This is a genomic window from Novosphingobium sp. GV079 (assembly GCF_003058045.1).
Taxonomy (GTDB): Bacteria; Pseudomonadota; Alphaproteobacteria; order Sphingomonadales; family Sphingomonadaceae; genus Novosphingobium; species Novosphingobium capsulatum.
On the sequence record NZ_QBUE01000009.1, the window covers coordinates 51,773 to 65,550 of the forward strand.

General features: G+C 62.5%; 14 protein-coding genes. 3 read left to right on the top strand and 11 right to left on the bottom strand.

The window, feature by feature from the left end; translation table 11 throughout:
* Positions 1–52 precede the first annotated feature (52 nt).
* From C8K14_RS12910 to C8K14_RS12920, 3 genes are all read right to left on the bottom strand, one after another.
* Positions 53–2,023: an ATP-binding protein gene (locus tag C8K14_RS12910; protein ID WP_158271912.1), complete on the bottom strand. Its 1,971-nt coding sequence runs from the start codon at positions 2,021–2,023 to the stop codon at positions 53–55.
* Positions 2,024–2,449: 426 nt separating this feature from the next.
* The gene (locus tag C8K14_RS12915) at positions 2,450–2,794 is read right to left on the bottom strand and encodes a hypothetical protein (protein WP_107716961.1); all 345 of its coding nucleotides are present in this window, start codon (positions 2,792–2,794) and stop codon (positions 2,450–2,452) included.
* Between the two features lie 269 nt (positions 2,795–3,063).
* Positions 3,064–3,873 carry a GntR family transcriptional regulator gene (locus C8K14_RS12920; protein ID WP_133726811.1) on the bottom strand — a complete coding sequence of 270 codons (810 nt, stop codon included), beginning with the start codon at positions 3,871–3,873 and terminating at the stop codon, positions 3,064–3,066.
* 160 nt (positions 3,874–4,033) lie between these two features.
* On the opposite strand from C8K14_RS12920, the gene C8K14_RS12925 reads away from it, so the two are divergent.
* Positions 4,034–5,416, top strand: a complete 1,383-nt coding sequence (locus C8K14_RS12925) for an aminotransferase (protein ID WP_107716962.1) — start codon at positions 4,034–4,036, stop codon at positions 5,414–5,416.
* A 27-nt stretch (positions 5,417–5,443) separates the two neighbouring features.
* On the opposite strand, the gene C8K14_RS12930 is transcribed toward C8K14_RS12925, so the two are convergent.
* From C8K14_RS12930 to C8K14_RS12940, 3 genes are all read right to left on the bottom strand, one after another.
* The gene (locus tag C8K14_RS12930) at positions 5,444–6,115 is read right to left on the bottom strand and encodes an alpha/beta fold hydrolase (protein ID WP_107716963.1); all 672 of its coding nucleotides are present in this window, start codon (positions 6,113–6,115) and stop codon (positions 5,444–5,446) included.
* Between the two features lie 12 nt (positions 6,116–6,127).
* Positions 6,128–7,003 (bottom strand): methylenetetrahydrofolate reductase, encoded by an 876-nt coding sequence (locus tag C8K14_RS12935; protein WP_022677630.1) that lies wholly within the window; start codon positions 7,001–7,003, stop codon positions 6,128–6,130.
* Between the two features lie 81 nt (positions 7,004–7,084).
* Positions 7,085–8,485, bottom strand: a complete 1,401-nt coding sequence (locus C8K14_RS12940) for an aminomethyltransferase family protein (protein WP_054132649.1) — start codon at positions 8,483–8,485, stop codon at positions 7,085–7,087.
* 124 nt (positions 8,486–8,609) lie between these two features.
* Between C8K14_RS12940 and purU the strand changes: the two genes are divergently transcribed.
* Both purU and C8K14_RS12950 read left to right on the top strand, forming a co-directional pair.
* Positions 8,610–9,464 carry a formyltetrahydrofolate deformylase gene (gene purU, locus C8K14_RS12945; protein ID WP_107716964.1) on the top strand — a complete coding sequence of 285 codons (855 nt, stop codon included), beginning with the start codon at positions 8,610–8,612 and terminating at the stop codon, positions 9,462–9,464.
* 16 nt (positions 9,465–9,480) lie between these two features.
* Positions 9,481–9,882: a VOC family protein gene (locus tag C8K14_RS12950; protein ID WP_022677627.1), complete on the top strand. Its 402-nt coding sequence runs from the start codon at positions 9,481–9,483 to the stop codon at positions 9,880–9,882.
* A 129-nt stretch (positions 9,883–10,011) separates the two neighbouring features.
* Here C8K14_RS12950 and C8K14_RS12955 read toward each other — a convergent pair whose 3' ends face one another.
* Genes C8K14_RS12955 through C8K14_RS12975 form a run of 5 tightly spaced genes read right to left on the bottom strand, consistent with a single transcriptional unit; the run spans position 10,012 to position 13,635 of the window.
* Positions 10,012–10,749 (bottom strand): alpha/beta fold hydrolase, encoded by a 738-nt coding sequence (locus tag C8K14_RS12955; RefSeq protein WP_107716965.1) that lies wholly within the window; start codon positions 10,747–10,749, stop codon positions 10,012–10,014.
* A gap of 17 nt (positions 10,750–10,766) precedes the next feature.
* Positions 10,767–11,543 carry a glutathione S-transferase family protein gene (locus C8K14_RS12960; protein WP_107716966.1) on the bottom strand — a complete coding sequence of 259 codons (777 nt, stop codon included), beginning with the start codon at positions 11,541–11,543 and terminating at the stop codon, positions 10,767–10,769.
* Between the two features lie 12 nt (positions 11,544–11,555).
* Complete coding sequence (locus C8K14_RS12965) at positions 11,556–12,305, bottom strand: SDR family NAD(P)-dependent oxidoreductase (protein ID WP_107716967.1); 750 nt, start codon at positions 12,303–12,305, stop codon at positions 11,556–11,558.
* On the bottom strand, positions 12,302–12,766 hold the full coding sequence (locus tag C8K14_RS12970; protein ID WP_107716968.1) for a beta-lactamase hydrolase domain-containing protein: 465 nt from the start codon (positions 12,764–12,766) through the stop codon (positions 12,302–12,304). Before C8K14_RS12970 ends, C8K14_RS12965 begins: the two co-directional genes overlap by 4 nt.
* A complete protein-coding gene (locus C8K14_RS12975; protein WP_022677623.1) occupies positions 12,763–13,635 on the bottom strand; it encodes an amidohydrolase family protein in 873 nt (290 codons plus the stop codon). The genes C8K14_RS12970 and C8K14_RS12975 overlap by 4 nt, the downstream gene beginning before the upstream one ends.
* Between the last annotated feature and the right edge of the window lie 143 nt (positions 13,636–13,778).

The window sequence follows — 13,778 nt, forward strand, 5'->3', positions numbered from 1 at the left end:
TCTCCCAAAAACCCCCTGATCCACGATCTATTTCAGTGCTGGCCATAAGCGCCTACTCATACTTCTCCCGCTGTTCAGCCGCGGTCGAGACAGGATCATTCAGTGATGCTATAAGTTCTTCAAGTACAATAAGATCGCAGAGCTTTGCACCAGATTCTAGATCGGTTAGTACATGGGTCAGACCATGATACTGGCGCTGATCGGCGTTCTCAGGCACTAGCAGCGATGTAATACCAAAGCGCTCTTTATAAAGAGTACCAGTTTCCCAGAACACCGCCAGATTAACATCATTTATATTTTTGTCCTGACTGTCAAAATCTTCTATCAATCCGTCCAAACAAAATTTGTACTCTAAAACCTGTGGGTCTGTGATCCTGCCGTGCAGCGCATCAGCAATGTCACTTGACACTCCAAGTGGATTTGTTTCGCCGTCGTAGATGTATAGAGACTGATCGAGATCGAAGACGACCTTGAATAAGCCGTCATAGGTGAAACGCTCGTTAGTGGACATCACCCGAATGCCTCGCACGACCCCGCCTGCAATCAGTTGATTGAAAAGCGCGATAACGTCCTGTTCGCGTGTAGGAGCGGAGGTTACTGACACCCGCTCAGTTGGTTTGAAAAAATGTTCGCTGCTTAGGGACAATGGACTAGCTCGCTCGTGCGCAAGCATCTCCTTCTTCCAGTCGCTGATCTTAAGCTCGCGGACCAAATCAGGAGCAACACCCGTATTTGCCTTAAGTAGATGGCGAATTTTAGCCAAATGGTTTTCAGTTATCAGGCGAGCTACGGTCTTCGCAAAATCTGTAAGTTCGCGATGGAATCCTTTCCGTCCCATGTCCGGCGAATAATTGTCAAAGTGGATAAGGAAGTGCAGCTGATTCTGACGACCTATATTGCGCGTTAGAGGTATGAGTATTGTTTCGCCTTGCGGCATATTGTTGGCGGCAAGCTGAATGCCACTATTTAAAACTCTATAATTTAACCGAAGCTCTAGCGACTCATTAAACTTCGTCCACAGCTTGGCTGTGTAGCCAAATTCTACCGATACACTAGGCGTGTAGCGAGCTAGTATTTCCTTTTCTTCGGGGTCAAGCGATGACCCGATCAGAAGCTCTAGCTCGGTAGCGTTCCAGCTGTCATGGACAAAATCGAGATTCCTATACTTGTCAGGCAGCGCTCGTCCTGACCCGAATTTTTCAAACAAGGCCTTAGCTGCAGTCTCAACCTCGCGCACGCGAGCGACCTTGCCAGCGCTCTTGTGAAGCCACAAGTAAGCAGTTCCGGAAGGCCGTGCGACCGTCTCATTCCCGGCGGCTATGACACGGATTGTTACGGCGACCCCCTCATCCGCAATGATCGATCCAAGACCAGTCTTTACCGCAAGAATTTTTGCCCATTTGTCCGCATTGTCGGCCTTGATCCAGTCCAAGCGGCGAGGATGAGTGCTGTCGTCGAACCTGACAGTAATTGACACCCCCCGGTCTTGAGCATCGTATGTCAGATCCACATGCGGAGAGTTGTCCGGCTCAATCTTTGGGTTGCCCCCTGCGCCACTGTCATGCAGCCAGTTGCGGGCACCAATGATGCGCCCTGATGCTTCGAAGCCGGGAACCCGCGTCGAAATTCGCATATAGTTGAACCCATATGCGACGTAGGTAGCACCAACGCCCTTGTGACCTCGAGTTTTTCCCGTCTTAAATGAGAAATTTGGAGCAAGAAATTGCTCAAATTTTTCTTTATCTAATCCGATGCCATTGTCTGTAACCGTTAGCGCATTATCATCAAGATCAATTATCACCGTGATAGTTGGCTTGTAATCCGACGATGAGCTCGCTGCTCGTTCTTGCGCCGCCCGAGCCTCGACCGCGTCGAGGGCATTTTGGATCAACTCCGCAAAGGGATCATACCAGCCGACATAAGATGATAGGATGTTGCCTATCTCCCGCTTCAGCGCTCCGATTGCAGCCTCGTTGATCTTCGTGTTCTTAAATTCGAGAGGATCAAACGGCGTAAACGTCATGGCTGGCCTCGGTAAGTAATTTCCTAGCGATAGCGCATCCGACCGCATCAAGCGAGACGCTATCTGCCGATATGGTCGCGTCGCTGCATTGAACAGCAGCATCAACTGTCATTACGCCAGAGGCGAGTGCCATCGGGCGCAGGCCAGGCGCGATAATGTATCGAAACGAGAGGTCGGAAACGCCAGGCTTCCACTCCACCGAACCAAGCCGCTCCACCCGGTCAACCTGATTCCGCGTTGGGGGTAAAGCCTCATTGACTTGAAACAGGACGAGCGACGTGCAGCGGTGGCACGAAGACCCTGCTACAACCGCCATTGGCGAGTTGCCGCCGAACCGCTCAACGGGACAGGAATGGCGGGTTTCCGCACGAGCGGCCATCCATGGATGCGCCGTGGACCGGCGCAATCTGGTCGAAACCCATCCCCTCACCGCCCCTTCTTCGTCACACTCGCGGTAAAGTCCGGGTCCTTATTCGCCACCCAGTCCACGAACTTGCGGATCGGCGGGTGGGCGAGCAGCACGTCGACGTCGAGGCCGGCGCGTTGCAGTTCGGAATTGGTGAAGTTGGCGATCAGGGTCTGCTGGCAGATGCCGTGCATCGGCACCACGTCGCGCCCGCCGCGGCTTTTGGGCACGGGGTGGTGCCACACGATGGTGGTGCCGGTGGGCCGGCCGCACAGCCAGCAGGGAACGGGCGGCGGGGCTTCGTCTTCGGTGGCTTCTGGTTCGTCGTCCATCCAGCCGCCGCGCTTGGCGTGTTTTCTTGCCATATTAGGGTTCAAACTCGATTGGCATAGGGTCGTGACGGAGCGCATTTTGGCGCCAGGCGAGGAGCAAGGAGGGAGCGATGGCATTCCATCGTGACCGACGCGCGACGCTGCCTGGCGCCAAAAGGCGCCCGCCGCGAAGCGGTCCCCCATGGAAGCCCGCCGAGCAGCGTCGCTTGCTTGCGCGTAGCAGTGCTACGCGTCTGCGCTGCACTCCTTGTCGGCGGGCTTCCATGGGCGATCACGATCCCTATGCCAATCGAGTTTGAACCCTAAAGGTTCAACCGTTCCCAATCCTGCATCAGATCGGCGCAATCGCCGATATCGCCGGCGATGGCATCGTGCAGCCCCTGCGCATCGCCCTTGGCGATCGCCTTGGCCGCGGCCTGGTGATGATCGACCATCGCCGCCGTGCCATAGCGGCCATAGACCACGCGCATGAACGGGCCGAACTGCATCCACAGGCTTTCGATCATGCGGTTGGCCAGCGGCATCGGCGCGGCGCCATAGATCAGCGAGTGGAAGCGGAAGTTCGATTCCATGTAGGCGTTCACGTCACCCTCGCCCAGCGCAGCGTCGGTCGCCTCGTCGGCGGCGCGAATGTCGCGCAGACGCTCGGCGCTGATGTGCGGCAGCGCGGCCACGGCGGCCACCGGTTCGAGCAGTGTGCGCAGGCGCATGATCTCGTCAAAGCGCTCCAGCGTCATCTTGGGCACCATCACCGCGCGCTTGGAGCGGATATCGACCGCCCCTTCGGCGGCGATGCGGCTGAGCGCGTCGCGCACCGGCATCTGGCTCACGCCCAGTTGCTGCGCCAGACCGCGCGTGGAAATACCCACGCCCGGCGCGATCTTGCCGGTGATCAGGCGATAGCGCAGGTCTTCATAGACCTGTTCGCGCAGCGACGAAGTCGCTTCGCCCTCGTCAGCCTGGGCCACCGCCACCTTGGACGCGCGGGCCGCCCGCGCGATGGGCGCCTTGGCCGCTGCCACCTTGGCAGCGCCGGTTTTTGCGGCGGATTTGGCCGCGCTCTTGGCCGCTACCTTGGCCGGGCTTTTGGCCGTGCCGGCGCCGTTTTTCATGCCTGTCTGTTCCAAATGAACCTGTCTGCCGTGATCTTGGGCCATGCCCGTTCAATTGGCTACCGTGATGAACCTTTTGCACGCCAAGGCCAAGGCTTTTCGTTTGACGGCCCGATCGGGCAACCGTATCTGTGATCTTAGAATCCATCAGGACCGTTTCATGACCACCGTTCGCAATCACGACATCGCCACCCTGCGCCAGCTAGACGTGGCGCACCATCTGCCCGCGCAATCCAGCTATGCCCTGCAACAGCAGCTGGGCGGCAGCCGTGTGATCACGCATGCCAGGGGATGCACGATCACCGATGGCGAAGGGCACAGCCTGCTCGATGGCATGGCCGGGTTGTGGTGCGTCAACGTGGGCTATGGCCGCGAGGAACTGGCCGAGGTAGCGCGCGCGCAGATGCTGGAGCTGCCGTTCTACAACACCTTTTTCCGCACCGCCACGCCGCCGCCGATCGAACTGGCCGCGCGCCTCGCCGGCCTGCTCGGCGGCGACCTGCAGCACGTGTTCTTCAACAACAGCGGATCGGAATCCAACGATACGGTGTTCCGCCTGGTGCGCACTTATTGGGCGCTCAAGGGACAGCCCCAGCGCACCGTGTTCATCAGCCGGCGCAATGCCTATCACGGCTCCACCGTCGCCTCCGCCAGCCTGGGCGGCATGGATTTCATGCACGTGCAGGGTGGCATGCCGATCCCCGGCGTCGAACACGTGATGCAGCCCTATCATTTCGGTGAAGGCTTTGGCGAAGACCCCGAAAGCTTTGCCGCGCGCGCCGCTGCCGCGATCGAGGAACGCATCCTGGCGGTCGGCCCGGAAAACGTTGCGGCCTTCATTGGCGAACCTGTGCAGGGCGCGGGCGGCGTGATCATTCCCCCACCCACCTATTGGCAACGGGTGGAGGCGATCTGCCGCAAGTATGGCATTCTGCTGGTGTCTGACGAGGTGATCTGCGGCTTTGGTCGGCTGGGCGCCTGGTTCGGCTTCCAGCATTTCGGCTTCACCCCCGATATCGTCTCGATGGCCAAGGGACTGTCATCGGGCTACCTGCCGATTTCGGCCACCGGAGTCAGCCGCGAGATCGTCGAGACGCTGCGCGCTTCGGGCGAAGAGTTCACCCATGGCTACACCTATTCCGGCCACCCGGTCTGCGCTGCTGTGGCGCTGCGCAATCTCGATATCATCGAGCGCGAAGACCTGGTCGGCCGTACCGCGCGCGACACGGGCCCCTACCTTGCCGCCGCGCTGGCAGAGCGGCTGGCCCCGCACCCGCTGGTGGGTGAGGCGCGCTCGCTCGGCCTGATCGGCGCGGTGGAGATCGTGGCGGAAAAGGGCACCAACCGGCGCCATGGCAAGGGCGGGCAAGCTGCCCCGATCGTGCGCGACCATTGCATCGCGCGCGGGCTGATGGTGCGCGCGGTGCGCGATGCCATCGTGATGAGCCCGCCGCTGGTGATCAGCCATGCCGAGATCGACCAGCTGGTGGATACGATCAAGGCCGCGCTCGATGCCGCGCAAGCGGAACTGGCCTCGCTCTGAACCGCAGAACGCCGGCTGCGCTTGCGCTCAGCCGGCCATGCCCAGCACGATATCGCGCAGCGCGGCGGGTGCATCGGCCATGACGAAGTGGCCACCGCCCACCTCGTGGTATTCCCAGGTGGGATCGGCGCGCGCTGCCTCGGCAAAGCGGGCAAACGGCGTGGGCTGCCACCCGGTGGCGAAGATATAGCTGCGCCGCGGCACCTTGGCCTCTTCCCCAGTCAGTTGCACCGCTTCAACCAGCGTCAGCAGCGGATGCGGTGTCAGGCGCGGATCGGCAAAACCGGGCAGCGGGGCGATCGCGCCAGGGCTGTGCTTCTGCCCGTCGATATAGTGGGCATGCTCCCATTCCCCGGTCAGATCCCACAGCGACTGGCCATCGCCCGGCACGAAGGCGTCGACATAGACCAGCGCATCGATCCGCGCGCCCAGCCGCGCCGCCACGCCGGTGATGACCATGCCGCCATAGCTGTGCCCGACCAGCACGAACCGATCGATGCCGGCCCGCGCCACTTCGCTTTCGACATGGGCGATATGGTCGCGCAGCGAAATGCCGGGATGGAACCGGGCGGCGTCAGCCCCCAGCCCCGGCAGGTCGACCGCCACCACGCGGTGGCCAGCGGCGCGCAGTTCGCCCGCCAGCCGATCATAACACCAGGCGCCGCACCAGGCGCCATGCACGAGCACGTAATCGGTCATGATCTGCGCCTTTCAGGCGGGATGACGGCGGCGATAGTCCTCGATCCATTCCACGGTCTTGGCGAGGCCACCGAACGGATAGAAATGCAGCCGCACGCGGCCATGCTGCGGCCCCAGTCCACTGGCGAAAGCATCGACCAGCTTGTCTGGCCCGGCGCTGCCGAGCAGATTGCCCAGCGAAATACCGTACTTCTTCATGACGCTGGCCGAGGCACCCACGCCACAGCGCGCGGCAAAGCCCAGCAGGCGCTTGATCCCGGCCGGGCCCGGCACGCCGATCCGCACCGGCGCATCGATGCCGCGCGCACGCAGCTTTTCCAGCCAGACCAGGAAGGAATCGGCATCGAACCCGAACTGGGTGACGATCAGCGGCGCCATGCCGCGCGCGGTGATTTCGGCCACCTTCTTGTCCAGCACGGCCCAGCATTCCGCCTCGGTCATGTTGGGGTGGCCATCGGGGTGGCCGCCGATGCCGATCGCGGTGATCCCGGCGCGTTCGAACGCGCCGGTGGCGATCAGCGCAGAGCTGTCGAAAAACGGCCCCTGCGGCTCTGCCGGGTCACCGGCCACGATGAAGCAGCGGCGCACGCCGGCCTGTTCCACCACGGCCTGGAGATAGGCTTCGAATTCCGGCACGTCGATGATCCGCCGCGCCGAAAAATGCGGCATCGGTTCAAAGCCCAGCTCGCGCACGGCCACCGTGGCAGCAATGCGGGCCTGGGCTTCCTCGCCCGGCAGATAGGTGACGGCAACGGGCGTTTCAGGGGGGATCAGAGGCGCCGCCTCGCGCAGGGAGGCAATGTCCTTGGCGGTCATTTCCAGCGAATACCCATCGGTGATGCCGGCGGGTTCCTTATCCCAATTGGGATGAATCTGTGCGTATGCCATCCTCTGATCCCTCACCCATTCGTGTTGTTATGCTTGGGGTAGTGCCCCTCCCCGCCAAGCGGCAGGGAGGGGAAAGGTCCATCAACGACCGGTGCGCCAGCCTTCGGCATAGGCTTCGCGGGCCACGCGGCTGTACGGCACGGGCGATACGATCGCGCGCACTTCCAGCTGCTTGTGCGGTTCAACGGTGGTCTTCTTGGTGCCGCCGTTTTCTTCGCCCCACACCACGCGCACTTCGGTGCCGACCGGGATTTCCGGATCGATCGTGGCGAGGCTCAGCGCCTGCTTTTCGTTGTAGGAATAGCCGGTGAACATCGACAGGCCCACGGTCTTGCCGCCGGCATCGACCACGCGGTCATAGTTCGACGAGGCATAGTTGGCGAGCGGCACGTCGAAGAACTTGTACTGGTCACCATCGGGGTTGAACAGCGAAGCCATGATCTTGGCCATGTCTTCGGGATGCCAGGCCAGCGTGACCTTCTTGCGCTGGTCGGCCGGGTTCAGCGCCTGCAGCGCTTCACGCCCATGGAACTCATGGTCGAACTTCACGAACGAGCCATAGCCCAGTTCCCACGGATTGAGGTAATAGTCCTCGATGTTGTCCGACACGAACGAGCCGCCGATCGAGCCGGTGGCTTCATAGCTGTCGGCACCCAGCCATTCGCGGAAACCCTTGAGCTTTTCGCCGGTGTAGATGGCCGGCAGCGGCGAGGGGATCCAGCCCGATTCCAGCGTGTTCGACGGATAGGCGCGGCTGCCGCACGCAATCAGGCCGAATTCCTTGCCGGCTTCGAGAATGGCGGCGCGGATTTCGTCCTGCTCTTCATAGGGGCCCCAGATTTCCAGGCCCGGCGCGCCCGACATGCCGTGGCGCAGCGTGCGCACGGTCTTGCCGGCAATGTTCATCGTGCTCATGTTGAAGAACTTGAGCTGTTCCAGCGGGCCGCCGTGCAGCTTTTCGATCACGGCCCAGGCATTGGGGCCCTGGATCTGGAAGCGCCATTCCTTGCGCTTGGCCGGCTTGCCCATCAGGCGCATAGGCGAGCGGTCGTCCAGCTCGATTTCCACGTCATAGCCACCGGTGGCAGCGTGATAGCGCAGCCAGTTCGAAGCCGGGGCGCGGCCGACATAGGTGAAGCTTTCTTCTTCTTCCCAGAAGATGATGCCGTCACCGATCACGTGGCCATAGGGGGTGGTGGGCACATACTGCTTGGCCTTGTTCACCGCCCAGCCCTTGGGGCTGTTGATCATGGTGTCGGACAGCAGCTTGAGTGCGTCCTTGCCGCGAATGTAGAGGTTCACCATGTGGTGCGACTGGTCGAACAGCACCGCCGAGTGCTGCCAGGCCCACTGTTCCGAACGCCAGTTGGAAAATTCCGGTGCCACCACCGGATAGACATAGGCACCCAGCTGCGAGTTGCGCAGCATGCCGACGATGTCGCCATTTTGCTGCAGCAGCTGGTCAAGGTTGGTCGCGGCCATGCAATCTTCTCCCGACTAAAAATGCTTGGTTGAAATTTGTATGCAACACATACAATATCAAATCAGATTCGCAATGGCAAAATCGACAGGCCGGCGCGAGACAACGACGGGAGAGACACTGACCATGGCCGCACCGCTGATTCTCACCATTTCCTGCACCGACGTGCCGGGAATCGTTGCCCGCGTATCGGGCACCCTGTTCGAACAAGGCGCCAACGTGCTGGAGGCGCAGCAGTTCGACGACCTTGAATCCGGGCGCTTTTTCATGCGCGTGGTGTTCGATCCCGGCGAAAAGACCGCGCAAATGCTGCGCGATGCGATCGCACCGGTGGCGCAGCAATATGACATGGACTGGAACCTGCGCGACACCGCGCAAAAGCGCCGCGTGGTGATGATGGTGTCCAAGTTCGACCACTGCCTGGGCGATCTGCTCTATCGCGCGCGAATCGGTGAACTGCCGATGGAAGTGGTCGCCATCCTGGGCAACCATCCCAAGGAAGCGCTGTCGATCTCGCTGATCGGCGACATCCCCTATTACCACCTGCCGATCACCAAGGACACCAAGCCGCAGCAGGAAGCGGAAGTGAAGCGCATCGTCACCGAAACCGGCGCCGAGCTGGTCGTGCTGGCCCGCTACATGCAGATCCTCTCGGATGACCTGGCCAGGTTCCTGTCGGGCCGCTGCATCAACATCCACCACTCGTTCCTGCCCAGCTTCAAGGGCGCCAAGCCCTATCACCAGGCCCACGCGCGCGGTGTGAAGATGATCGGCGCGACGGGGCATTATGTGACGGCAGACCTCGACGAAGGCCCGATCATCCATCAGGATGTGGAAACCGTGACTCATGCCGATCGGCCAGATGATCTGGTGCGCAAGGGCCGCGATATCGAACGCCGCGTGCTGGCCGAAGCCGTGCGGCTGCACCTGGAAGACCGCGCGCTGCTCAACGGCAACAAGACGGTCGTGTTCAAAAGCTGACGGGAAAGGAAGCAAGATGCAGGTCAACGCCCTCGATCATGTGAACATCATCACCGACCGTCTGGGCGAAACCTGCGCTTTCTACGTCGCGCTGCTCGGGCTTGAGCAGCGCGACGCGCCCCCGCCCTTGACCCCGAAAAACGCGCAGTGGCTCTATGACAAGGGCGGGCGGGCCGTGCTGCACATCAACAGCACCGATTGCCCGCGCACCTATGACCGCGCGGTGGAGCCGGGCCGGGTGACCGGCGCGATCCACCATGTCGCGCTCAACTGTTCCGGGCATGACACCGTCAGCGCGCGGATCGCGGCCATGGGGCTGGAGGCCAAGACCAACTTCGTCGCGGCGATCGGCCTGCGCCAGATTTTCGTGGCCGATCCCAACAACGTGCTGCTGGAATTGAACTTCTTCGCCGATTAATCCTCCCCGACACGGGGAGGGGGACCGCGCGAAGCGTGGTGGTGGGGATTGGCCACCTGAAGCGGCGTTCAAGGTAGAAACGCCCCTCCACCAGCCTGCGGCTGGTCCCCCTCCCCATATCGGGGAGGATCAGATCCCCGCTTCGAGCGCGTCGGCCAGGGCCTCTGGCATCGACAGGTAGGGGCTGTGGTCCGCCTCCAGCGTGATGACCTGCGCACCGGGCGACATGGCGATCATGCGGCGCTGGCTGTCGATCGGGATCGTGCGATCCTGCGTGCATTCCACATAAGTGCGCGGCTTGCTGCCCCAACGCTCGGGCGTGACGACGATCTTCTGCCGGCGGGGCTCGCTTGGCTCGGCCATCAGGCGGGGCAGAACGGCGGCCACCGCGTCAGGCGGGGAAAGCTGGGCAAACACATCGCCTGCCCCGTCGAGTGGATCGATCACCGTGGCAATGCTGCCATGCAGGGGCTTGATGATCGCCTCGAACGGCGCATTGGGGCCAACGATCTCCTTGAATTCCGCGCGCGACAGGCCAGCGGGCAGCATCATCGCGCAGATATAGGCCAGGCTGTCCATCGCCTCGGGATGGCGTTCGGCCGCCGTGCTCACCACCAGCCCGCCACGGCTGTGCCCGCCCAGAACCACCGGCGCGCCGCCCAGCCGGGCCTTGAGATCGGCGCAATGCTGCGCGGCAAAATCGCCCCAGTCCTCCAGTGTCACCGCCGCCATTTCCTCGGCCGTGCCCCCCATACCGGGCAGCGTCGGCGCCACCACGGTATGCCCGCGCGCGGCCAGGATCGCGGCCACGGTGTCAAAGCACCAGCCACCATGCCACGATCCATGGATCAGAACGAAACCGGCCATTTCCCTGCAATCCTCTCTTAGCGCGCGTGCCCGGTCCAAGTGCGCAGGCCGGGCGCGGTGCGATCCTCGCCCGCCAGCGCGGCGGCCACGGCGGGCCGTGCAGTCATGCGATCACGCCAGGCCACCAGGCGCGGCGCGCGCACGGCGATATCCAGTTCGGGGAACATACGCTCCACCATCATCCCGCAATGGGCATAAAAGTTGATGTCGGCAAGGGTATAGCTGTCCCCGGCGAGCCAGGCAGTTTGCCCCAGCTGGCGTTCCACCTTGTCCACCGCATAGGTGATCTTGTCCAGGGCATGGGCCAGGTCGCTTTCGGAAAAGCCCGATCGCGCCGTGGCCCATTTCTTGCGCTGGTCGGGCAGCGGGATATTTTCCAGCAGCTTTTCGAATTCGCCATTCTCGATGTTGCGCGCGATGATCCCGACCATGCGGTGCCAGCCATGCATCGACACGTGGTTCATCACATGCTCGTCAACGAACTTGTTCCAATAGCGCATCCGCGCCGCGCCCACGGGGTCGCGCGGGCGCAACGGGCCATCGGCCGGCTGGGCATCGGGGAAGGCATCCTCCAGGTATTCGTTGATCACGGTGGTGTGCGTGATGATCGTGCCATCGTGATCGAGCACGGGCACCTGTCCTTCGGGATTGATCGCGGTGAACCACGGCTGGTGCTGTTCGAACTTGTGCAGATCGACATAGCGGCTGGTATAGCCCAGACCCTTTTCCTTGAGCGGAATCATCGATTTGAGCGAGTTCGCCACGGGTTCGGCGTGGTAATAGGTCAAGGCCATGGTCGCACTCCGTTACAGCGACAGGGTTCCCAGGATGCCGCCATCCACCGCCCAGCTTTGCGCGGTGACATGGGCTGCGGCATCCGACAGCAGAAAGGCAGCGACCTGCGCCAGTTCATCGGCACTGCCGGTGCGGCCCTGCGGCACGCGGGCGGCCATCGCCGTCGCGGCATCGGGCGGCAGGGCATCGAGCATCGGGGTTTCGATGAAGCCGGGCACCACGCAATTGCAGCGCACGCCGAACGGCGCCAGTTCCAGCGCCACCGCGCGCGACAGGCCCAGCACCGCATGCTTTGACGCGACATAGCCCGCGTTCATCGCCATCCCGCGCTCGCTCGCCAGGCTGCCGGTCACCAGGATCGCGCCACGCCGGCGCTGCTTCATCGCTGGAACGATATGGGCAATAGCGTGGAATACCGCCGTGACATTGACCGCCATGACCGCCGCGAACGCAGCATCGCCATAGTCTTCCACTGCGGCAAACGTGCCGCCGATGCCGGCATTGCAAAACAGGCCGTCGATCGCGCCGCGCGCAGCCACACCCGCGTCCAGCGCCGCCAGCAATTGCGGCTTGTCAGCCACGTCTGCCACTGCCCATCCGGCCGCGCCGCCCAGTTCTGCCACCGCCTCTTCCAGCAAGGCGGCGCGCCGGGCAATCAGGGTTACCGTGCCGCCGCCGGCCACCACGCGCTGTGCCGTGGCGCGACCGATCCCGCTGGAAGCCCCGGTGATCACCACATGGCGGCCGGCAAAATCCGTCATGCCCGCCCCCCTGCGATGAACGCGGCCCAGACCTGCGCCTCGGGCCGGTCAGACCCTTCTGGCGTCCATTGCCGGGCCATCAGCGCGCGCGCCTGCCCCTCGCCCATGCCGGCCACCGCGCGGTGCCAGCGATAGAAGAACGCCGCCACCCGCCAATTCATGATGCAATGCACGTGCACCGGGCGCGGCGTTGCATCGAGTGCGGCACAGAACGCGGCGAAATGCCCGTCATCGGGCGCATCGAACGGCACGGGGATATGGGTATAGCCGATGCCCGCCGCCGCCAGCCGCGCGCCTTCTTCGGGAAGGGCTTCGGGATGGGTTTCCAGCGCCAGGTTGATCACATGCGCCACGCCCAGCCCGGCCAGCCGCGCCACGTCGCGCGGCTCCAGCCGGCCCGACGTGGTGACATCGGCCCCCAGCCGCTGCCACGCGCGGATATCGGCCGGATCGGTCGTCATTCCAGGCCCAGCAGCCGCACGGCGTTGTCCTTCATGATGCCCGGCAGCACGTCGTCGCGGAAGCCGACCTGGCGCGCGGCGTCGAGCCACTTGTCGGGCCGGATCAGCGGGAAATCGCTGCCGAACAGCATCTTCTTGCGCAGCTGGGTATTGGCATACTGGATGATCTGCGGCTGGAAATACTTGGGGCTCCAGCCCGACAGGTCGATGAACACGTTGTCCTTGTGCAGCGCCATCGACAGGCTTTCATCGACCCACGGCCAAGAGGGATGCGCCAGGATGATCTTCATGTCGGGAAAATCCACCGCCACATCATCGACCAGCATCGGCTGCCCGTATTTCAGGCGGATGCCCCCGCCCCCGCGCATGCCGGTGCCCATGCCGGAATGCCCGGTGTGGAAGATCGCCGGCAGCTTGTAGTGGTTGATCACCTCGTAGATGGCATAGCCAACCTGCTCGGCCGGATGGATGTTCTGGCAGATATGGTGAAACTTGAAGCCCTTGACGCCATAGTTTTCGATCAGGTCACGCGCCTCGCGCGCGCCATACTTGCCCTTGTGCGGATCGATCGAGGCAAAAGGGATGCACACGTCGTCGTTCTGCGCGGCAAATTCGGCGATTTCATAGTTCGACACGCGCTTGGCGCCGATCCCGCTCTCGCAGTCCACCGTGAACAGGCAGAACGCGATGTTCTGGTCGCGATAGATCTGCGCGATCTCGGGCATCTTGGGCCGCTCGCGCGGCGCCTTGAAATAGCTCGATGCCGCATCGAAAAACTTGCCCATCACCGGATCTTCGGGATCGTGGCACGAAACTTCGGCGTGCACGTGCACGTCGATGGCGGTGATCTTGGACAGGTCTATGGGCATCAATGCAGTCCTTGCGATGTGCGCCTCATCTTTCGTCACCCCGGACTTGATCCGGGGTCCCGCTTGGCACCTAATCCGGCACTGCGGAACGAAGAAGCGGGACCCCGGGTCTAGCCCGGGGTGACGAAGAGAAAAGGGCGCGC

What these genes read in the sequence shown, in the direction of transcription:
- C8K14_RS12910 (WP_158271912.1), bottom strand. Translation starts at nt 2,023, where the DNA reads ATGACGTTTACGCCGTTTGATCCTCTCGAATTTAAGAACACGAAGATC.
- C8K14_RS12915 (WP_107716961.1), bottom strand. Translation starts at nt 2,794, where the DNA reads ATGGCAAGAAAACACGCCAAGCGCGGCGGCTGGATGGACGACGAACCA.
- C8K14_RS12920 (WP_133726811.1), bottom strand. Translation starts at nt 3,873, where the DNA reads ATGAAAAACGGCGCCGGCACGGCCAAAAGCCCGGCCAAGGTAGCGGCC.
- C8K14_RS12925 (WP_107716962.1), top strand. Translation starts at nt 4,034, where the DNA reads ATGACCACCGTTCGCAATCACGACATCGCCACCCTGCGCCAGCTAGAC.
- C8K14_RS12930 (WP_107716963.1), bottom strand. Translation starts at nt 6,115, where the DNA reads ATGACCGATTACGTGCTCGTGCATGGCGCCTGGTGCGGCGCCTGGTGT.
- C8K14_RS12935 (WP_022677630.1), bottom strand. Translation starts at nt 7,003, where the DNA reads ATGGCATACGCACAGATTCATCCCAATTGGGATAAGGAACCCGCCGGC.
- C8K14_RS12940 (WP_054132649.1), bottom strand. Translation starts at nt 8,485, where the DNA reads ATGGCCGCGACCAACCTTGACCAGCTGCTGCAGCAAAATGGCGACATC.
- purU (WP_107716964.1), top strand. Translation starts at nt 8,610, where the DNA reads ATGGCCGCACCGCTGATTCTCACCATTTCCTGCACCGACGTGCCGGGA.
- C8K14_RS12950 (WP_022677627.1), top strand. Translation starts at nt 9,481, where the DNA reads ATGCAGGTCAACGCCCTCGATCATGTGAACATCATCACCGACCGTCTG.
- C8K14_RS12955 (WP_107716965.1), bottom strand. Translation starts at nt 10,749, where the DNA reads ATGGCCGGTTTCGTTCTGATCCATGGATCGTGGCATGGTGGCTGGTGC.
- C8K14_RS12960 (WP_107716966.1), bottom strand. Translation starts at nt 11,543, where the DNA reads ATGGCCTTGACCTATTACCACGCCGAACCCGTGGCGAACTCGCTCAAA.
- C8K14_RS12965 (WP_107716967.1), bottom strand. Translation starts at nt 12,305, where the DNA reads ATGACGGATTTTGCCGGCCGCCATGTGGTGATCACCGGGGCTTCCAGC.
- C8K14_RS12970 (WP_107716968.1), bottom strand. Translation starts at nt 12,766, where the DNA reads ATGACGACCGATCCGGCCGATATCCGCGCGTGGCAGCGGCTGGGGGCC.
- C8K14_RS12975 (WP_022677623.1), bottom strand. Translation starts at nt 13,635, where the DNA reads ATGCCCATAGACCTGTCCAAGATCACCGCCATCGACGTGCACGTGCAC.